The 18,246-nt window shown below is 51.8% G+C and carries 10 protein-coding genes, 11 pseudogenes and 1 other annotated feature; of the genes and pseudogenes, 15 read left to right on the top strand and 6 right to left on the bottom strand.

Going from position 1 to position 18,246, the window contains the following annotated elements; all coding sequences use genetic code 11:
• Positions 1–69 precede the first annotated feature (69 nt).
• From LQ249_RS30885 to LQ249_RS30860, 6 genes and pseudogenes are all read left to right on the top strand, one after another.
• Positions 70–342: pseudogene (locus LQ249_RS30885) on the top strand (CopG family ribbon-helix-helix protein).
• Positions 342–616 (top strand): annotated as a pseudogene (locus tag LQ249_RS30880) (type II toxin-antitoxin system RelE/ParE family toxin). Before LQ249_RS30885 ends, LQ249_RS30880 begins: the two co-directional pseudogenes overlap by 1 nt.
• Positions 617–756: 140 nt before the next feature.
• Positions 757–1,269, top strand: coding sequence for an acyloxyacyl hydrolase (locus tag LQ249_RS30875; protein ID WP_080604754.1), 513 nt, complete (start codon positions 757–759; stop codon positions 1,267–1,269).
• 736 nt (positions 1,270–2,005) lie between these two features.
• Complete coding sequence (locus LQ249_RS30870; RefSeq protein WP_009399080.1) at positions 2,006–2,230, top strand: YgdI/YgdR family lipoprotein; 225 nt, start codon at positions 2,006–2,008, stop codon at positions 2,228–2,230.
• 768 nt (positions 2,231–2,998) lie between these two features.
• Positions 2,999–3,634, top strand: a pseudogene (locus LQ249_RS30865) (IS110 family transposase); the annotation flags it as partial.
• A gap of 263 nt (positions 3,635–3,897) precedes the next feature.
• Positions 3,898–4,042, top strand: a pseudogene (locus LQ249_RS30860) (transposase); the annotation flags it as partial.
• Between the two features lie 568 nt (positions 4,043–4,610).
• On the opposite strand, the gene LQ249_RS31900 reads toward LQ249_RS30860, so the two are convergent.
• Positions 4,611–4,820, bottom strand: a complete 210-nt coding sequence (locus tag LQ249_RS31900) for an HNH endonuclease (protein WP_134939495.1) — start codon at positions 4,818–4,820, stop codon at positions 4,611–4,613.
• Positions 4,821–4,888: 68 nt separating this feature from the next.
• Here LQ249_RS31900 and LQ249_RS30855 point away from each other — a divergent pair.
• A pseudogene (locus LQ249_RS30855) lies at positions 4,889–5,635 on the top strand (IS30 family transposase); the annotation flags it as partial.
• 4 nt (positions 5,636–5,639) lie between these two features.
• Positions 5,640–5,888 (top strand): annotated as a pseudogene (locus LQ249_RS30850) (integrase core domain-containing protein); the annotation flags it as partial.
• Positions 5,889–6,479: 591 nt separating this feature from the next.
• On the opposite strand, the gene LQ249_RS30845 reads toward LQ249_RS30850, so the two are convergent.
• Entirely contained in the window at positions 6,480–6,683 is a 204-nt protein-coding gene (locus tag LQ249_RS30845) for a hypothetical protein (RefSeq protein WP_134939493.1), read from the bottom strand.
• A gap of 77 nt (positions 6,684–6,760) precedes the next feature.
• On the opposite strand from LQ249_RS30845, the gene LQ249_RS30840 reads away from it, so the two are divergent.
• Together LQ249_RS30840 and LQ249_RS30835 are read left to right on the top strand one after the other, a co-directional pair.
• Positions 6,761–6,940, top strand: coding sequence for a hypothetical protein (locus tag LQ249_RS30840; protein ID WP_134939492.1), 180 nt, complete (start codon positions 6,761–6,763; stop codon positions 6,938–6,940).
• A 54-nt stretch (positions 6,941–6,994) separates the two neighbouring features.
• A complete protein-coding gene (locus LQ249_RS30835; RefSeq protein WP_332840627.1) occupies positions 6,995–7,312 on the top strand; it encodes a group II intron maturase-specific domain-containing protein in 318 nt (105 codons plus the stop codon).
• Positions 7,313–7,434: 122 nt separating this feature from the next.
• On the opposite strand, the pseudogene LQ249_RS30830 reads toward LQ249_RS30835, so the two are convergent.
• Positions 7,435–8,058, bottom strand: a pseudogene (locus LQ249_RS30830) (transposase); the annotation flags it as partial.
• Positions 8,059–8,099: 41 nt separating this feature from the next.
• Entirely contained in the window at positions 8,100–8,996 is an 897-nt protein-coding gene (locus LQ249_RS30825; protein ID WP_134939491.1) for an IS3 family transposase, read from the bottom strand.
• Positions 8,664–8,780: a sequence feature (AL1L pseudoknot), on the bottom strand. Its footprint overlaps the gene before it by 117 nt.
• A gap of 80 nt (positions 8,997–9,076) precedes the next feature.
• On the opposite strand from LQ249_RS30825, the pseudogene LQ249_RS30820 reads away from it, so the two are divergent.
• The 4 genes and pseudogenes from LQ249_RS30820 (at position 9,077) to LQ249_RS30805 (ending at position 12,967) form a co-directional block, all read left to right on the top strand.
• A pseudogene (locus LQ249_RS30820) lies at positions 9,077–10,605 on the top strand (IS3 family transposase).
• Between the two features lie 99 nt (positions 10,606–10,704).
• Positions 10,705–11,729, top strand: a pseudogene (locus tag LQ249_RS30815) (IS110 family transposase).
• A gap of 277 nt (positions 11,730–12,006) precedes the next feature.
• A pseudogene (locus LQ249_RS30810) lies at positions 12,007–12,483 on the top strand (IS110 family transposase); the annotation flags it as partial.
• 271 nt (positions 12,484–12,754) lie between these two features.
• Entirely contained in the window at positions 12,755–12,967 is a 213-nt protein-coding gene (locus tag LQ249_RS30805; protein ID WP_134939322.1) for a hypothetical protein, read from the top strand.
• An 86-nt stretch (positions 12,968–13,053) separates the two neighbouring features.
• On the opposite strand, the gene alkT is transcribed toward LQ249_RS30805, so the two are convergent.
• Positions 13,054–14,211 (bottom strand): rubredoxin-NAD(+) reductase, encoded by a 1,158-nt coding sequence (gene alkT / locus LQ249_RS30800; protein ID WP_134939323.1) that lies wholly within the window; start codon positions 14,209–14,211, stop codon positions 13,054–13,056.
• Between the two features lie 48 nt (positions 14,212–14,259).
• Complete coding sequence (locus tag LQ249_RS30795) at positions 14,260–16,734, bottom strand: LuxR C-terminal-related transcriptional regulator (RefSeq protein WP_232566702.1); 2,475 nt, start codon at positions 16,732–16,734, stop codon at positions 14,260–14,262.
• A gap of 403 nt (positions 16,735–17,137) precedes the next feature.
• On the opposite strand from LQ249_RS30795, the pseudogene LQ249_RS30790 reads away from it, so the two are divergent.
• Positions 17,138–18,234 (top strand): annotated as a pseudogene (locus LQ249_RS30790) (IS630 family transposase).
• Positions 18,235–18,246: the final 12 nt, after the last annotated feature.

The raw sequence follows: 18,246 nt of genomic DNA, 5'->3' as shown, positions 1-18,246 counted from the left end.
AAGTGACTGTTACAGAACGCCGGCAGAGCATCCACTTTGTACCGACCATTGATCAGGAGTAACCCGATCATGGCAACTACCGCAAAAAACCGATCTGTCACGGCTCACGTCCCTGTGCAACTGGCCGAAAAGGTCGATTTGATGGCTGAGCGCCTGTAGCGCTCCAAGAACTGGATCGTCAAGCAGGCCCTGTCCGCCTGGATCGACCAGGAAGAAGAGCATAGTCATCTGACCCGTCAGGCTTTGGCCAAGGTGGATGCTGGCCGCGTGATTGATCACCAGGCTGTCCAAGCCTGGGCTGATAGCCTCAGTACCGACACTCCGTTGCCTGTACCGCGCTGATGGAGCTGAAGTGGACAAACAAGGCGCTTTGCGACATTGCCAGGCTGTACGAGTTTCTGGCGGCGGTGAATCAGCCTGCTGCCGCACGCACGGTACAGCAACTCACGGCTGCTCCGACCACGCTGCAGGCCAATCCGCGCATTGGCGAACGCCTGGGAGAGTTCGACCACGGGATGTGCGCCGAATTCAGATCGGCCACTATGAAATGCGCTATGAGATTGCAGGCTCTATTATTTACCTGCTGCGTTTATGGCAAACCCGCGAGGACCGCTGATGATCGCAACTGTAGGGTTGCAAGCCTAATTGGCCAGAAATGCATGCTTATTCCCAAGGATCCTCATGTAAGCTAGGCTCGGTGTTCGAAGTAGCTGCTCGTGAATACACTGTCAAAATTTGGTTTATTAGGGTTATACCATGAAAAAATTAGCTATTTTAGGTGCTGCTTTGTCAATTTCCTGTCTTAGCGTTGATGCGGCAGAGCTGACCAGTGCAGTCGGCGCCACAAGTCAGGGCGGCGGAACTGCTCGTCTTGCCCTTGGGTTCGACTGGGAAAAATCTTGGTTTCAAACTTCTATCGGGAAAGTAACTGGCTATTGGGATTTAGGATATACCTACTGGCAAGCAGGGGACCAAGCTGGCGGCCGTCATAGCGTATCCTTCGCGCCGGTTTTTGTGTATGAGTTTGGCGAAGGAAATATTAAACCTTTTATTGAAGCAGGAATTGGCGCTTCTATATTTAGCGGAACTAATGCTGGGGATCAGAATTTTGGTTCAGCTTTTAATTTCGAAGACCGCATAGGGGCTGGGTTAAAAATAGGTAATACACAAAAAATCGGCATTCGTGCTATTCACTATTCAAATGCCAGTATAAAACAGCCAAATGATGGAATCGAATCTTACTCACTCTTTTATAGTCATTCGCTTTGAATAAAACGGAGCGCAACTGACTGTACTATTGGAAGTCGTTACGCTTCGAAATTATTTTTTCTATTAAAAGCATGCTATTCCTAGACTAGCGGCGATTAACAAAAGGATCAGGCCACTAAGGCCTGTTATTTCTAAAGGCCTAGATAGGTCGATTTCATCATAGCTGGCATCATCCTCAATAATTCTGCGTTTCATACTGTAGTCCTCTGCATTCACTGTAGATCCTTTCTTTCTAAAGTTCAAAAGAGTAGACAGCCAGGCAAAATACACGTTCGCGTTATTTTAATGGCATTTTGTTATGTTTAGTATAGCGTATATAGCTTTTAGATATATGCGAAAAGAGGGAAGCCAAAGAGAGAAACTCTGTACTCAAGATGCTTTTGGCTAAAGTGCTGAGGCCAGCGTTTGGCCTGAGGATTCCCCTGACGTGACCATTCTGGCTGACGTTACCTCCGCTGCCTCCGGTGCGTTCTCGACCGAGCAAACTGGCCGGATGACCGTCTTATATAGCGCTACCTCTGAGGCGCTGTAACAGAACCACATGGAGCATTGCCGTTCGCAATGCTTCGTGAAGGGTCAATCAGGGCTAGCAAGGAGCAGTAAAGGTAGGAGTACCGAAGCAGATTTAAAGACATATGACCCATCGTTGTAGGCATGGGGAACTAGAGCAAAGCACAGGAATCAAACGGTAAGAGAAAGCCGGAATCAGCCTCCATTACAAAATCAGAAGGACGCTATGAAAATTAAAAATCTTAATATAGTTGCTGTGTTTTTTTATTGTGTATTACTGGCCGGGTGTTCTACCACCACAGTGGTTACCCTTCAGGACGGCACACAATATATCACCAAAGATATACCAAAGACCAAAACAAAAGACGGTTTCTATGAGTTCGATGATGTGTCAGGTAAACATGTGAAGGTGAGATCTGATGAGGTTGCTACGATAAAAGAAGAGGATTAATCTATCCGGACTATGATGTTGTGCTTATGGCAGTAACGCTATGTGATTATAGTCGCTTCAAAGCAAAAGTCTCGCCTCATGCCTTCATTTGAGACCGGGAGTTATGCATATGAGCTATGTGGATATCCCCTGCTGGAAATGCATTTGATCGGGTGCCATCAGCATCACTCGATGGAGTCAGAAAGATGTGCTGCCCCGAACGGATAGAGCGCCAGTTAAAGCTGGCGGAAAATAGTCGATGAAAGTTCGATGCTGGTAAGAAATGGCGAATCAACCATACCCCGAGTCATGCATGTTGCACCGTGAGGTGCAGGGTGAAGCGTTGCCAGGGGAAACCGCTGGGCCAGCCGTTGAGCCGCGTAATCAGGAATCCGGGATGCCGATGCTGTTATACGAAGCAGAAGGCAATACGGGGCATGGCGATATACGCCAGTCATGCTCTGATCCCGCGCGGTCGGAGACCCTGTGCACGTCGGGAAGTCCTCCGCCCAGGAACTGGGAGATCACAGCGGTGCCCGGTGCGCACGCACCGGGCGGAGCAGGAAAGGCCAAAAGCCGTAACCCTGCTGTCCACGTCGCTGAGAAGTTGGATACGTCCGTAGTACCTGAGAAGCCATCGAACAAAGGGCCTGGCCCGGCGGAGATAATGGAGGAAAGGGACGTAGCCAAGGGAAACACCTACATGCCCCCCACGTCCCGGACACTGAGCCGGATCAGTTGCGCGTCGATGGAACTTGATGGTGTACGTGAAGCCGCCCGAAGGAACAATTGCATCGGCTGCGCGAATCGCTGATCCGAGACCGCACCAAGACGGTCAATCAAATGCATGATTTCTTGCTCGTGTTTGGTATCAGTCTGCCGCAAGGCCTGGCCGTGATGAAACGCTTGTCCGCTGTTCTGGCGGAGCACGAGTTGCCTTCGGCTGACGGTGTTGCTGCAGCGCCTGCACGATCATTTCGTCTACCTGGACGAGCAAATCAAGCAATTGGATAAAGAACTGGCTGACAATGATCTAGGTCGTCGCTTGCTGAGCACGCCATGTGTCGGCCCGCTCACCGCCAGCCTGCTGGCTGTGGAAATCGGCGACGGCCAGCAGTACGGCTGTAGTCGGGACTTCGCGGCGTCACTAGGCCTGGTGCCTAGGCAGTACAGCAGGTGGCTAAGCCAACTTGTTGGGTATCAGCAAGCGGGGCGACAAGAACCTGCGACGCCTGTTAGTGCAATTATATGCGGCATCTGGAGTTCTAGAAGGGCGCGTTGGCAGACTGGGTAAGATCGCTGCTGACATGGCGGCAATCCAACGTGGTTGCCTGCGCGCTGGCCAACAAGCTGGCCCGCATAGCCTGGGCAATTTCAGCGCACCACTCCCAATGCGAAGAAGGGCCAGACGCGCTGAACGCCTGACGCCGCGGTTGTTGCTGTACCACGATTCACCTTTCAGGTTTTGCGATAGCGGAACAACAGATGATGTGCGCGGCCAACCGGCCTGGGGAAGATCCTGGATAAACATCTGGCTTTTGAAGCCGCACGGTTTTTTCAAAGAACGCCAGGCGCGACTCTCACCGCGGCGCGGGGCTTGCCCCAACAGACGCCGGATAGATTTAAGCAAGCCACCACACCGCCCGTTAGTCAGCACTGGAAAAATGGGTGGTGACCATAGAATGTTTATGACTAACAGCAACGATAAGAGTGGTGAGCTTTTGGGCCAGGAGCGGGGACGCCGCTGGAGCCCAAAGCAAAAACTGGCCATGGTTCGCGAGAGCCTTGAGCCAGGGCAAAGTGTGTCGGGTCGTCGCTCGGCGCAACGGTATCCTCCATCAGCGTTCCTGCAGCTTGCTTGCCAGATGTTCAGGGCAGAAATGTGGGCTTACCGTGTTCCACACCAGTTACACGAATAACGTGGACCCTGTCTTTCCCCCGGTGATGTTTTTGTCCCTGTGCCCGCAGTACGTAATCGAACAACCCACCACACACCTTTTGGTCCAAGCCTGTCAGCATCTTTTGCTTGTTAAAAAAACGAGGTTTATCAACAGTTCACTTATGTTGGTCCTATTATCCAGCCAAGCATCCTCGCCACCTGATGCTGGCAGCGGTTGGAATCACCTCGCGGCTTTTCCTTCTCTTTCGAAGGACTTCATTGTCCCGATGGCTTCAGACCGAGCCGTTGCCAGCTTCGCCTGCACCGGTAGACAACCGTTGAAGGAGCAACGAGTCTCACTGCCTCTGTCGAGGTGAGACAATAACAGGTGCGACTTCACGTCGCGCGCCTACGGTTGTTGGGTAGCCACGCGGTCACCCGCGCCCAGCCCCCCGAGGAACTGAGCGCGCAAGTTTCCGTGCACCCAGCTCGAGCCTTTCAAAGGCATCTTTTGACACCTGATTATACAACTTCTTTTTCGGCGTGCTGCCGCCTATGGCAATTGAGATGGTGCATTTGGAGGTTGTTTACCGCGTCAGTTCCACCATCTGACCGCTTCACAATGTGGCGACATGCCCACGGCGTTGATTTTGTGATGGCAATGGTGGCAATGCAGTTCTGCCCTAACCAGACTCGGTAAAACTTCGCGCGACCGCGTCCCGATTTCAGCATTTTCTTGACCCATCGGGCTTCGAAATACGGTTCCTATTGCGGGTCTTGCGGGTCTTGCGGGTTAGCATGATGAGTCCATGCGCATCTCTTACGAAGCCATATATCAGGCGCTCTACATTCAGGGGCGAGGGGCTCTAAAGCGCGAACTGGTGAGCTGCCTGCGTACTGGGAGAGCATTGCGCGTGCCGAGAGCCCGGGCGCAGGCCAAAGCGTGGGCACACGTCAGCGAGGATGTCATGATCTCCAGTCGCCCTGCTGAGGTGGAAGACCGGGGTGTACCCGGGCATTGGGAGGGCGACCTGATCATCGGTATGAACCGTTCTGCGATTGGGACGCTGGTCGAGCGCTCAACCCGATTCACCATGGTCGTCCATCTACCTCGCCAGGAAGGTTATGGGCTAATTCCCCGAACGAAGAACGGGCCGGCGCATGGCGGCTATGGGGCTGTTAGCATGGCCAACGCATTGAAGAAGAGGGTGACTGATCTTCCCGTCGAACTGTGGCGATCTTTGACCTGGGATCGTGGGAAGGAGCTATCTGATCTCGCTCGATTTACCATCGAATCCGGAGTGAAGGTTTTCTTTGCTGTCCCCCATAGTCCATCGCAGCGCGGCACGAATGAAATACAAACGGTCTTCTACGGCAATACTTTCCGAAAGGCACCGACCTGTCTCGTTAGTGCCCAAAAGATCCAAGCAGTAGCCCACGCTATGAACACGAGCCCCCGAAAAACACTCGGCTGGATAACACCTGCCGAAGCACTGAATGAGTATTTAAAATCTGTCCAACAATCCAGTGTTGCGACGACCGGTTGAATTCGCCCAATATCTGTCAATTCGCTACAGCGAGCGGCTGGGTGAAGCCGGTGTCGAACCGTCGGTTGGCAATATCGGCGACAGCTACGACAACGCCTTGGCGGAGACCATCAACGGACTCTACAAGACCGAGTTGATCCACTAGAAAGGGCCATGGAAAACTGTAGAGGCTCTGGAATGAGAAACGCTGAAGTTGGCGACCTGGTTCAACCAACAGCGCTTGCTGGAACCAATTAGAAATAGGCCACCAGCGAATTTGAGGCACTATACGAACAGAGTCAGGCAGCAATCCCAGTTGCCGCCTGACTCAAATACGATAGCCTCCGCGAAACCCGGGGCGGTTCAAAACCTTTTAAAGGGTGAGAAAGGCGGTGTTATCACTAAACGCTGCCCGTTCTGGATTAGCTATGTAGATGGTAAGTTCGTTCTGAACGAACATGCAAAATCGGCGACCCCGTAGGGGGAGTAACTTGGCAGATTATCCATCAACGCACACTAGCTTGCTCGAACAAAAAATCAGTTAAGCGTCAATATAAGAATTTCACCGCTGTTCTGTATAACCACTTCTCTCCAAACTAAACGCCCAATTTCTTTGTAAAATTTAAAAAAAAGATTTATCAATGAGGAAATATTTTTCCGTATGTATTTTTTGATGTTAATCGAACCGATATAATACATTGTCAATCATTGCACCTATGTCTACTCCATCTTTAACTACAAGATAAGGATTCGAGGGGGTATAGATAAATTCAATTTTCATAGCGGTCAAACCCTTTTGATTGGCTCTGATTCAACCTAGCACCCCCTTTACATATCGCACATTTTCACACAACCGCTTATCGGATCATTTGGATTTATCGCCGTTGATCAGAGCAGCATTAGCTAACCGGACCATTTCCATCCACGTCTGGTTTGTTATCAGCCCCACTGCGTTGAGCCTGTCCGCCGCGAGCAGCGCCCGCTCATATTGACATTCGTTAAGAGTTGCTCCCTTAAGATAATCTTCCCGCCAAATTTGGAAGGTGTGTTTAGGTGGTTTGGATTCCATTTGTTTAACCACATATTTTTTATGGGAATAATGGCAATTTGATACTTTATTCGTAAGGCTTGTCAAGGAGAATGTGCATGGCACTGTGCCAGAGACTTCCACAAATTCAATCTGCTTATTGCCAACATAAACGTCTGCTATTACCTGAATATCCTATAGATCACTTCAATTATGAAAGATTGGAATGGCTATCGCGCCGTTCTTTTGATTACGCTGGCGAATACGAGAAACAACAACCCGATGTTGTGCGTGGTTGACTACACTGGACGGCGTAGCTGCCAAGACTGGCCATCCGATACCAAGACGCATGAGTGATTGTCTTGGCTGTGACAGTGACCCGCTTTGATTGCTGTATCAGCATCCACGCGAAGAAAACCGCCCAACACGATGAGCACTTAGGAAAAATCCGGGAAGTCATCAAGGCCAACAAGACGTCTAATCAGGCAAATTTGATAAGACTGCTTAATCCCATATTACGGGGATGGGCCCATTATTACTGTCACGTAGTCGCTAAGGCAACCTTCAATCGAGTTGATTCAATAGTCTGGTCAATGCTGTGGCAATGGGCATTAAGGCGGCATCCGAACAAGGGAAAGCGCTGGGTCAAGAAGAAATATTTCAAGTCCTAGGGCACCCGCAACTGGGTGTTTTCTGCAACTGAAAAAAATGAAGACGGGACTAAGGGGGAGCGCAGTCTTCTGCAGGAATCTGATACGCCAATTGTACGGCACATCAAGATCAAAGCGGCTGCCGGAAAATCGATCTGGAGTCGATTGGTAATATGTTCGGGCGACCAGCCATTTTCCCATTTACGGTCACTGCGATGTGGTTTATTTCGGCCTTTAAAGAGAGCTTGTCGAGGCCCAACAATCTCACGGCCATCAGCGTCCTGAACCTTACCCTCCAGACGGTCTTGCACGTAGTGATGCAGTAGCGGGTTAGTCACCAGTTTCGCTGGCTTTGGCCTCTTAGCAACCAGCTCAGCCTTCCATTGCGCGACTGAAGCTCGATACTCAAGCCGACCGCAACGAGTTGCAGCATTACGTGTAAGCTCCCGTGAAATTGTCGATGGGCTTCGCCCAAGACGACGGGCAATCTCACGCACGCCAACACCTTTCGCCCGAAGCAACCCAATCTCTTCTCGCTCTGCGAACGATAAGTACCTTCCGGATATTTGATTAGACATGAACAATGGCATCCCGCCCCGATGACGGAACCAGCGTGTGCCCACCACTGATGATACGCCAGTGGCCTCCGCTGCCTTTTCACTTGTGATCCCGGTCGCGATCTGTTTCCAGAACAACCGCTCAATTTCATTGCGAAGTGTTGGCGTACCTAGCGAACGCATCGCTCCTCGCCCGGTCAACTTCTGCATCCAGCCTGCAGGTCCTGCATGTCGTCCCATAAACACCTCGATCAAAGGTGTTGCGACGACCGGTTGAATTCGCCTTGCGAGCCCCGGTCGCTATGATGAACCAGCCGGTGCGGCTCAGGCCGACGGCTGTGAAGTGCTAGTTCGAGCGCATCGAGGACAAACTCCGTGTGCATGTGCCGACCGACACGCCAGCCAACGATAAACCGGGAGTAGACATCCACGATGAAAGCGACGTAGGCAAACCCCTGCCAGGTTGAAACGAAGGTGAAATCGGCCACCCAGAGCTGGTTGGGGAGCTCAGCCGTGAACTGCCGCTTCACCAAGTCTCTGGGATTGGCATTGCTAGGGTCGGCGTGTGTGGTTTTTACGGCCTTGCCTCGTGTTACACCACGCAGCCCCATGTCCCGCATCACCCGCTCCTCTGTGCAGCGCGCTACGGTCTGGCGTTCGCGGAGCATCTGACGCCAGATTTTTCGGACACCATAGACCTCGTAGTTTTCTTGCCAGACAGGACGAATCTGCACGATAAGCGCCTCGTCACGTATTGCGCATGCTGATTGCCGTGATCGGTCGCGTAAACGCGCAGCATGGCGTCGATAGGCCGATGGGGACACCTGCAGCACGCTGCACATTGGCTCGACCCCAAAGGTTTTCCGGGGCTCGTCGATGAGTAACCAGATCACTTCAAACGGCGGTCGAGTTCCGCTTGGACGAAATAAGCGCTGGCGACCTTTAGAATCTCGTTGGCCCGCTTGAGCTCGCGAATCTCGCGCTCCAGCTCTTTGATACGAGGATCTACCGACGGATTGCGTGTTGAGGGGGGAAGAGGCCTTGCGAGTCCAGTTGCTCAAGGTCTGAGCGGTGCAACCGATCTTGCTGAATACCGCCTCAATGGCCGCCCACTGGGAAGCACGCGACTCACGGACTTCATAGACCATCCGTACCCCCGGTGTCAGGCTAGTTGTCGCCTGAGCTGATTTATCAAAACGATAGATCGGGGGCGCCAAAGAGAGCTGTAATGTCGAACTATTCACCTGAGCGTAAAGCGGCCCTTATCAACAAATTGCTGCCGCCTCAAAACATGTCCGTGGCCGAGTTGTCGCGTCAAGAAGGCATCTCTCAAGCCACCCTGTATGCTTGGCGAACCAAGCTCAAAGCAGGAGGCGCAGTGGTGCCCGGAGATAAAAGCAGTGCCGATAACTGGTCGGCTGAAGCCAAGTTCGCAGCGGTGTTGCACACGGCCACGTTGAGCGAGATCGAGCTTAGCGAATACTGTCGCAGCAAGGGTTTGTACCCCGAGCAAATTGGCGCTTGGCGACAGGCCTGCATCAGTGGCCAGCTAACAGCCCAGGCACAGCGCCAGGCCGAGCGAGAACAGGCGCGCGCCGACAAAAAACGCATCGCCGAGTTGGAGCGTGAACTGCGGCGCAAGGACAAGGCGCTCGCAGAAACCGCCGCGATTCTGGTGCTGCGAAAAAAGATGAATGCCTTCTGGGGAAACGACAGCGAGGACGTCTGACCTCGCTGCCAGAACGGCAACAACTCGTTGAACGTTTTAACCAAGCCGTTGCTTCTGGTGCACGCAAAACTATTGCCAGCGCGGAGATCGGGCTGTCGCTGCGCAGCCTGCAACGCTGGGCGCTGACGCCTGTGATGCAGGCCGACGTGCGCACCACCACGTCACGTCCGCGACCACTTAATGCCCTGAGTGAACAGGAGCGTTGCGCTATTTTAGAGGTCTGCAACAGTCCGCCATTCGTCAGCCTGCCGCCCAGCCAGATCGTCCCGATACTGGCCGATCAAGGCCGTTATCTGGCCTCAGAGGCAACCTTTTACCGCGTCCTGAAGGAAGCGCAGCCATGCACCGCACAAGCATGCTGCGCCGACAACTCACAGCGCAACCACAGCCAATAGGGTCTGGTCTTGGGACATCACCTACTTGCCATCGCCAGTGCGTGGGAAGTACTACTATCTGTATTTGATCGAGGACATCTACAGCCGAAAGGCCGTGGGCTGGGAAGTTTACGAGCAAGAAAGTGGCGAGCTGGCGGCCGAACTGATGCAGCGCACCGTGCTCACCGAACGCTGCGCCGGACGGCCCTTAGTGCTGCACTCGGACAACGGTGCACCGATGAAATCGGTGACGTTGCTGAGCAAACTGTACGAACTCGGCATCACCCCGTCACGCGGACGACCACGGGTGAGTAACGATAATCCCTACTCAGAATCGCTGTTTAGAACCCTGAAATATTGCCCGCAATGGCCTCCTGGTGGTTTTGCAGATTTGGACGCGGCACGCAGCTGGGTGCGCGATTTTATCCGCTGGTACAACCACCACACCGCCACAGCCGCATCCGCTTCGTGACCCCGGCACAGCGTCATCGAGGCGAGGATCAAGAGATCTTAGCCAAGCGTCATGCGCTGTATCAGCAAGCCCGCAATCAGCATCCACACCGCTGGTCGGGTGCGACACGCAATTGGCAGCCCATCGGTGCTGTCACACTCAATCCGGAAAGGGACTTACCGACACTGAAAATAGCCGCATAAAAACACAGCTGACGCGACAACTACCTTGCAAAACGCCGACCCCCGGCACCTTGTGAGGGCTACGCTTTCACAGGGTGTTTTATTTCGGAGACCTTAATCATGAGCGAGTTAGCATTAGTCGGTATCGATCTCGGCAAAAATACATTCCACCTGCACGGTCAGGACAAGCCAGGGCGAGAGCTGTTCACAAGAAACTCTCTCGCCAGCAGATGATGAAGTTTTTTTGCAATCTCCCTGCATGCACCGTAGTTATGGAGGCTTGCGCTGGCTCGCATTTTGTGGCTAGAGAGCTGATGGCGATGGGGCATAAGGCCAAGCTGATTTCGCCGCAGTTCGTCCGTCCATTTGTCAAAAGCAACAAGAACGACTTTGTAGATGCTGAGGCGATCTGCGAGGCTGCCGCACGTCCGACAATGCGTTTCGTCACACCCAAGACAGAGGTTCAGCAACTGCTTTCAATGATGCATCGCATGCGGGAATCTCTGGTGCACGATCGCACTAAAGTGGTCAATCAGATGCATGGCTTTCTGCTTGAATTCGGGATTAGCCTGCCGAAAGGCCCAACAATGATGAAGCGTTTGGGGAGTATTCTGAGCGAGCATGAACTGCCGATTCGACTGACGGTGTTGCTACAGCGATTGCATAAGCACTTCAGTTATCTGGATGAGCAGATCAAGGAAATGGATAAAGAGCTTATCGGCCAACTTGCCGACGATGATCTTGGCAGTCGCTTGCTGAGCATACCGTGTGTCGGCCCGATCACCGCCAGCCTGCTGGCTGCCGAAATGGGGGATGGCAAACAATACGGATGTAGCCGTGATTTCGCCGCGTCCGTAGGGCTGGTGCCCCGGCAGCACAGCACGGGCGGCAAGGCGACTCTGCTGGGAATCAGCAAACGAGGCGATAAGAACCTCAGAAGATTGTTGGTGCAGTGCGCCAGGGTTTACATGCTTAGGCTGAAATATCAGCACGGCGCTCTGGCCGATTGGGTGCGCTCAATGCTCTGTCGTCGCCACTCGAACGTCGTGGCCTGCGCTTTGGCCAACAAGCTGGCACGAATCGCATGGGCGATAGCGGCTCACCATACGCAATTTGAAACCGGGCCAGAGGCTTTAGCTGCCTGAAGCTGATGTTGTGCTGTGCTAAGAATCACCCACCTAGGTTTTGCGATGACTGAACAATCGATGACGTGAACGGCCCTCCGGCCTGGCGAAGAACCTGATCCATAAACCGGCTATATAAAGCCGCTGGGGTTTTTAGGATCGTCAGGCGCGACTCTCATCGTGGCGCGGGGCATGCCCCAGATAGACGCCGGATAGATTTAAGCAAGCCAACCACTTCACCCGCTAATCAGTATTGCAAAAACGGGGGTGACCATAGATTTATGGGTCGCTTACACAGGAACAGTTGAAGGGGTTCGATCATCAGGTTCGTGAGATCGAGAGTCAAATTGTCGCCTGGCATCGCGTGAACGAAAACAGCCGCAAGCTGGCCAAGATTCCAGGCATCGGGCCAATCACGGCCAGTGCGATGGTAGCCTCTCTTGGCGATGCCAAGAGTTTCAAGAATGGCCGACAGGTGAGTGCTTGGCTTGGGCTGGTGCCGAAGCAGAACTCCACTGGGGGTAAGACGGTGCTGTTGGGGATGAGTAAGCGGGGGGACTCCTATCTACGGACGCTACTGATCCAGGGGTCACGGTCGATGATCTACGCAGCACAACGAAAAGATATCTCTGACAGCTGGCTTGGCCGGCTACTTAAGCGGCGTAACGCCAATGTGACAGCCGTTGCACTGGCGAATAAAAACGCCCGAATTATATGGGCCTTGTTGGCCTGTGACCGCGAGTTCCGCTCCGATTACACGACCGTCGTCGCGTAATCGGAGTGGCTTGAAGACGTCAACTCAACCCTGTAGTAGACCAACGCTATTGATTGCTCAGGTGAGCATGAATTGATGGCAAAACTGGTAAGACCGTGGCCAAGAAAATCTGAACCGCACAGCGTGCCATGAGCACACGGATCTATTGAGAACTCGGCCAGCGGATTCCATCAGGGACAGCGGCAACGCCGCACCGAAAGTCCAGATGTATGAGTGTAATCTATACCATCGAGCCGTCACAGATTGAAAGCTTGGCAACCCGGGGGCGTCCATGTATGTGCGGGGGGCGGCAGGTAACTGCCGTCCCTACCGCGACCTGAGCATCCACCGCGAGCTGCGCCGCAAGGGTGTCACCTTGCAACTGCTGTGGGAGGAATATCTCGCCGCGCATGCGGGGCAGCCGACCTACCGCTACACCCAGTTCGTCGAGCACTACCGACGTTACGCCCAGACGCTTACCGATTTAACCGACGCTTCGATCTGAGTACGCGGCATTCGTGTCTACTAATCGCCGCCACTACCTGCCCCCTCACAACCCTTGCGGTTGGTTCGAGTGGCTGAGCATCATTGCTAATCAGGTAATTTTATACTCCCGCCAAGCGCACCTTGACGTTTAGGCAGATTTATTGTCTCAGTTGCAATCAGTCGCTCCTGCTTGTACGCAAGGACTTCTAGTTCAACAGTTTCGTTATTAATTGCAACAACGAGTTTATCGTAGTCCTTTAGAGCACCAAGTCCTTGCAGCGTCATCCCTTTAAGATCAGACCAGAACCGTGGTGGGGTTGGTGCAGGCGTTGACGTGCCACAGATGCTGCTTGCGACAATTTGAGCTTGTGTAACCGCATTATGAATTGTTTCTAAACGTACCATCGTTCCAAAAAAAAGATTCCTAGCCAGTGCGCAGTCGCCGATCGCATATATACTGGTATCCGATGTACGCATCTGATCATCGACCACAACACCATTACTCACTTCAAGGGCCGCCTCAGTTGCCAGCTCTAGCTCAGGGATAGCACCGATTCCAACTATAATCAGATCCGCCTGAATTTTTTCTCCACTTTCAAGTACGCATTGATTAACATGGCCATTCCTGCCCTTTATGGACGTTAATTTCGCATTCAGCTTGAACCCAACTCCTTCAGCCTCCAGGCGGGCTCTGACTAAGTTGGCTGCTGCTGGCGTAACCACGCGCGCCATTACACGCGGGGCGGCTTCTATCACTGTGACCCTCCTCCCTATGCCCACCGCAGCTGAGGCGACTTCAAGCCCGATCACTCCGCCGCCCAACACAACAACAGACGCACTCTCCACAAGTTTCCTACGTAAATTTTTGGCGTCTTCCATACTGCGTAAATAGCAGACTCCAGACAGTTCAGATCCCTCGCAGGTTAACCTACGCGCGCTAGCACCTGTTGCAAGAATCAATTTTTCATACGCGTACTCTTCTCCGTCTTTAGCAGCAACTACCTTACGCCCCACGTCAATTGATACAATCTGTGTATTTAACGAAATGCTAATATTATTATTCGTATAAAAACTTTCTGGCTTTAGTGGTATTGCGGATTCTGCAGTCTCACTTGTCAGAAAAGCCTTGGATAGGGGAGGCCGCTGATAAGGTGTCACAGACTCCCGGCTCAAAAGTCTAATGCCCCCTTTATAACCATATTGACGAAGCCAGAACGCAGCATTTACTCCAGCTGTACCAGCGCCAACAATAACAATTGCCATAATATTCTCTCTGATATATTTTCACTATATTGCTTAATGCCGATCACCTCAGATAACACCCTGACGTTCGGCTTCAATTATTGCTTGCGTGCGACTCTTTACATTAAGGATGGTAAATATTTTCCTCATATGCCACTTTATAGCATCTTCGGTGACATACATCTTTGTTGCTATTTGTTTGTTTGAGCACCCCTCTTTTACAAGTTTCAAGACACTGACCTGCTTCAGTGTCAAAAAATCACCAGCTTTATTTTCTGCGGATTTTCTAATCTCCACCATTTGCGGCAGACTAAAAGCTCCAATCGCTTGATCTAAATTAACTGCTGCGAAGACTTCACATGAAGTCGGTATTAATCTCTTAATCAAACGTATTTCATCCAGCACTGTTTGAAAGCATTGAAGCTGTTTTGCCATCTCCAATGCATAAGCAATGTTATGCTGAGCCTTCTTTAATGTGCCGCCACCTGCTTGCGCTCCGGCTAAATACAATAAGCCACGGACTTCCAATTGGCCTGCGCTAATTTTACGGGCTTGCTGAATAGCCAATAGCGCTCTGTGCGCGGCAAGATGAAAGTTCTGATCTCGGGAAAGCGCGAGTGATTGAACAAGCAGCAGGCGTGCCTTTAGGGGGGCTGAGTGCGGTCCGGAGAAAATCTTGCGATCTTCAAAAGCTTGTAACGTATTTATGTACGTTACGCCTTGAAAGAGCAAGCGTTGATAGATCTCAATTTGGCTCATAACTTCCAATCTTGGTAGATTTTTTTCAGCCGCATATGCCTTCGCCCACTCCAAAATCTCAATGGAACCATTCAGGTCATTCCTTCCAAGCCGCCAAGCTGACACAACACGGCATACGGAAAAAAACACGTCTGTCACCCCGTGATTGGCAATAAACTCTAAAATTTCGGAGAACTTTTCTTCTGAGGTGTCCAAGCGGCACAATTCATAATTTGACTCAAGCTCTAGAGCGTCCAGCATTTTCGAGGTAAACGCGGTCTCCATAATCTGCGCGCCACTGTCTGTGCGTGCTTGAGTTATAAGCTGCCTGGCCCAGCTCATTTTCCCGCTTGCTAGCGCTTGTTGAAGCTTGGCGACATACAGCCAACCGAAAGCAAAATCTTGTTTTGCAAATTTATTCACGGCTTGGGCCTGAGCCAGCACCTTCTCTAACTCTGCAAATCTATACTCACTGGCAAAAATAAAAGCCAAGCAGGTTAGCGCGGCCCCTTTCCCAACTGCGTTTGAATCCCCAAATAAACTAATCCACTTATTACAGAGCTCCTCACTCAAAAGCATTTCATCATTCGTTGCTTTACCTATTGCAAACACAAGCTGCGGCCATCCTTTTTCTTGCCATTTGTTTTTTTTATCGGGCGGGGTAATTAGGTCTTTAAGTAACTTCTCTGCTCGCGCGCTTTGCTGACTGAAATACAATACCCACGCGAAACAAATAAGTACTATGGGGTTCTTGTGCAAGTCCTTCACTGGCAGCTCCGACAGCCAGTGTCTCAGCGTATCTATTTCGCCCTGACGAAATGACAAATCTAAAATTATTCCCTCACTCATGCCGACAGCCCAGCGACAGTCATTCGCCCGTAGGGCTATTCGTATTGCGTACTGGTATTCGCCTCTACGCCAATGCCAGAAAGCTGCGCGCTTAAGCAAGTAGGATCTTTTAGCAGGATTTTCAGCCCAAGCAATTCCTTGAAGAAAATCGCGCAATACTGGATGTAGTGTAAACTGCGCCGGCTCACCTTCTACATGGCGAAGTAACATGTAATTCGTGCTCAGATATTTAATACATGAGGCCGCATTGACGCATTTGAATACATAATTGTAGCCATCAGGCGTCACGACATCGAGCAATGAAGAATTTACAAGAAAAACACGATACCGCTCGGGAAGCGCCTCAAATATTTCATCATTAAAGTAATTGTCTATTTCAACTACTGTTGAAATAGACTTGGCCGGCAACTCACATTTTAACAAAAACCCGATAAGAACAGGCCACCCCTCCATTTCTTGCACCAAGGCCTCTATCTGTACCTCAGAAACTCCAAGAACAGCCTCTGCCTCCACTAACGCCACTGCCTCGTCTGCGCTAAAGGCCAAATCTTTCTCGGTGTGCTCCTGCATAGCGCCTGCAAGTTTAAGCCGCGAGAACCCTTTTATTGTATTACCTGCGACTGCAAACCTGATACTTTTTGGTGTTTCTAACATGAACTCCATAAGCGCGTGCAACAACGGCAAGCCCAAGCCCTGATTAATATTATCCAAACAAATTAGCGTTTCTATTTCGTTACTCGAGGTACTCTGCCAAAGACTGGATGCAAGGTCTCGCAAGAGCGTAGGCTTGCTCACACCCTCTCTCACATGGCTGAATGTTACCAGTTCGAACGCTTCAAGCTGCTCAATAATTTCTGCGCAGATATCAAATTCACTGTAAGAACTGGCTCTTAAAGAAATCCACACTGCAGGACGTCCGGTTGTTCTGTGGCGTAGCCACTCGAACGCAAGAGCCACGGTTTTTCCATATCCAGGCGGGGCTCTATAAAGGCATACTCTGGGTGCAGTTCCATCCGCGATACTCAATCTGGGCCGATATATGCAGTTATGCACTTTGGCACTTACTAGAGTCGTAATTCGATCCAGCCCGATCTTGGCAACCGGGAAATCATTATTTATTATTTTTATTTTCATTATGCTATTCTCGCGCCAGCTGACTGCATATTCTCACCATAGGTTACGGTGTAAAATATTTAAACTACACTTAAGTGTAGTCGATATGATCGGTGGTGCAAAATGCTGCCTCTTAGTCGGGTAGCCCCCAGGCCACTGCTGGCTTAGTTGGCTGTCCGTAAAGTTCGTTTATCGATAGGGGGATAACAAATATACTGTGCATCCCTCCTTTTTCGGCGTCTGTAGCATGGCTCGACCAGCGGCTTCTTTTTGTTTAAAACCCACTGATGTTGAGACGCTGCAAAGCTGGTTATGCATGGGAACTCTGCCGCAAAACCTTGGGCAACGTGCCCGAGTTCTGTTGCTGCTGGCCAGCGGTCTCACGCCCAAGCAGGTAAGTGATCGGTTGGAAGTTTCGGCACCTGTCGTATTCAAATGGCGCAAGCGCTATCAGGAAGCTGGCCTCGATGGGCTGAGCGATCTCCCGCGTAGCGGACATCCACGCAAGCTCGACGAGGCGAAGATTAAGGAAATCCTCACCCTGACGACCCAGCGTGTACCGCGTGAGGCGACACACTGGAGCCTGCGCCTGATGGCCAAATACGTGGGCGTTACCGTCTGGCAAGTCGCCCAGGTATGGGCCGCTGCCGACCTCAAGCCCCACCGGCTGAAGACCTTCAAGATCAGCAACGACCCACACTTTGCTGGCAAAGTGGTCGATGTGGTTGGGCTGTACCTGAACCCGCCTGACAATGCGATGGTGCTGTCAGTGGGCGAGAAAACCCAGATCCAGGTGCTGGATCGCACCCAGCCCATGCTGCCGCTCAAGCCGGGTCAGATCGAACGCAGGACGCATGACTACAAGCGTCACGGTACGGCCAGTTTGTATGCCGCCTTCGACATCCTGACGGGCCAGGTCATTGGTCGCATCGCATCACCCAACGACACAGGGCCAAAGAGTTCCTTGAATTCTTGCGACAGATCGACCGCGCGACGCCTGCCGAGCTGGATCTGCATTTGATTCTGGACAACAGCTCGACTCACAAGACAGCCGCCGTCAGGGCATTGCTGGAGAAGCATCCCCGCTTCAAGCTGCACTTCACGCCGACCAGTGCCTCATGATTGAACGCCGTAGAGGGTTGGTTTACTCAATTGGAACGGCGGGCGCTGTATCGCAATGCGTTCAGCAGCGTGGCGGATCTGAAAGCGGCAATTCGCCGTTTTATCGAAGCCCATAATGAACATTCAGCCAAGCCATTTCGCTGGAACAAAACGGCTGAATCCATCATCAACTCTGTTAGTCGCGCAAAGCTCACCGCAATCAAGAATAAGTTATTGAACTAACCAAACAGTCCG

Source organism: Pseudomonas sp. 7-41, from assembly GCF_021233075.1.
Classification (GTDB): domain Bacteria; phylum Pseudomonadota; class Gammaproteobacteria; order Pseudomonadales; family Pseudomonadaceae; genus Aquipseudomonas; species Aquipseudomonas veronii.
Note: the sequence above shows the minus strand (reverse complement) of the source record. Positions and strands in the feature narration are given on the sequence as shown.

Coding starts and splice junctions, on each gene's coding strand:
- LQ249_RS30875 (WP_080604754.1), top strand. CDS start 757: ATGAAAAAATTAGCTATTTTAGGTGCTGCTTTGTCAATTTCCTGTCTT.
- LQ249_RS30870 (WP_009399080.1), top strand. CDS start 2,006: ATGAAAATTAAAAATCTTAATATAGTTGCTGTGTTTTTTTATTGTGTA.
- LQ249_RS31900 (WP_134939495.1), bottom strand. CDS start 4,820: ATGCTGAAATCGGGACGCGGTCGCGCGAAGTTTTACCGAGTCTGGTTA.
- LQ249_RS30845 (WP_134939493.1), bottom strand. CDS start 6,683: ATGGAATCCAAACCACCTAAACACACCTTCCAAATTTGGCGGGAAGAT.
- LQ249_RS30840 (WP_134939492.1), top strand. CDS start 6,761: ATGGCACTGTGCCAGAGACTTCCACAAATTCAATCTGCTTATTGCCAA.
- LQ249_RS30825 (WP_134939491.1), bottom strand. CDS start 8,996: ATGGTCTATGAAGTCCGTGAGTCGCGTGCTTCCCAGTGGGCGGCCATT.
- LQ249_RS30805 (WP_134939322.1), top strand. CDS start 12,755: ATGTATGTGCGGGGGGCGGCAGGTAACTGCCGTCCCTACCGCGACCTG.
- alkT (WP_134939323.1), bottom strand. CDS start 14,211: ATGGCAATTGTTATTGTTGGCGCTGGTACAGCTGGAGTAAATGCTGCG.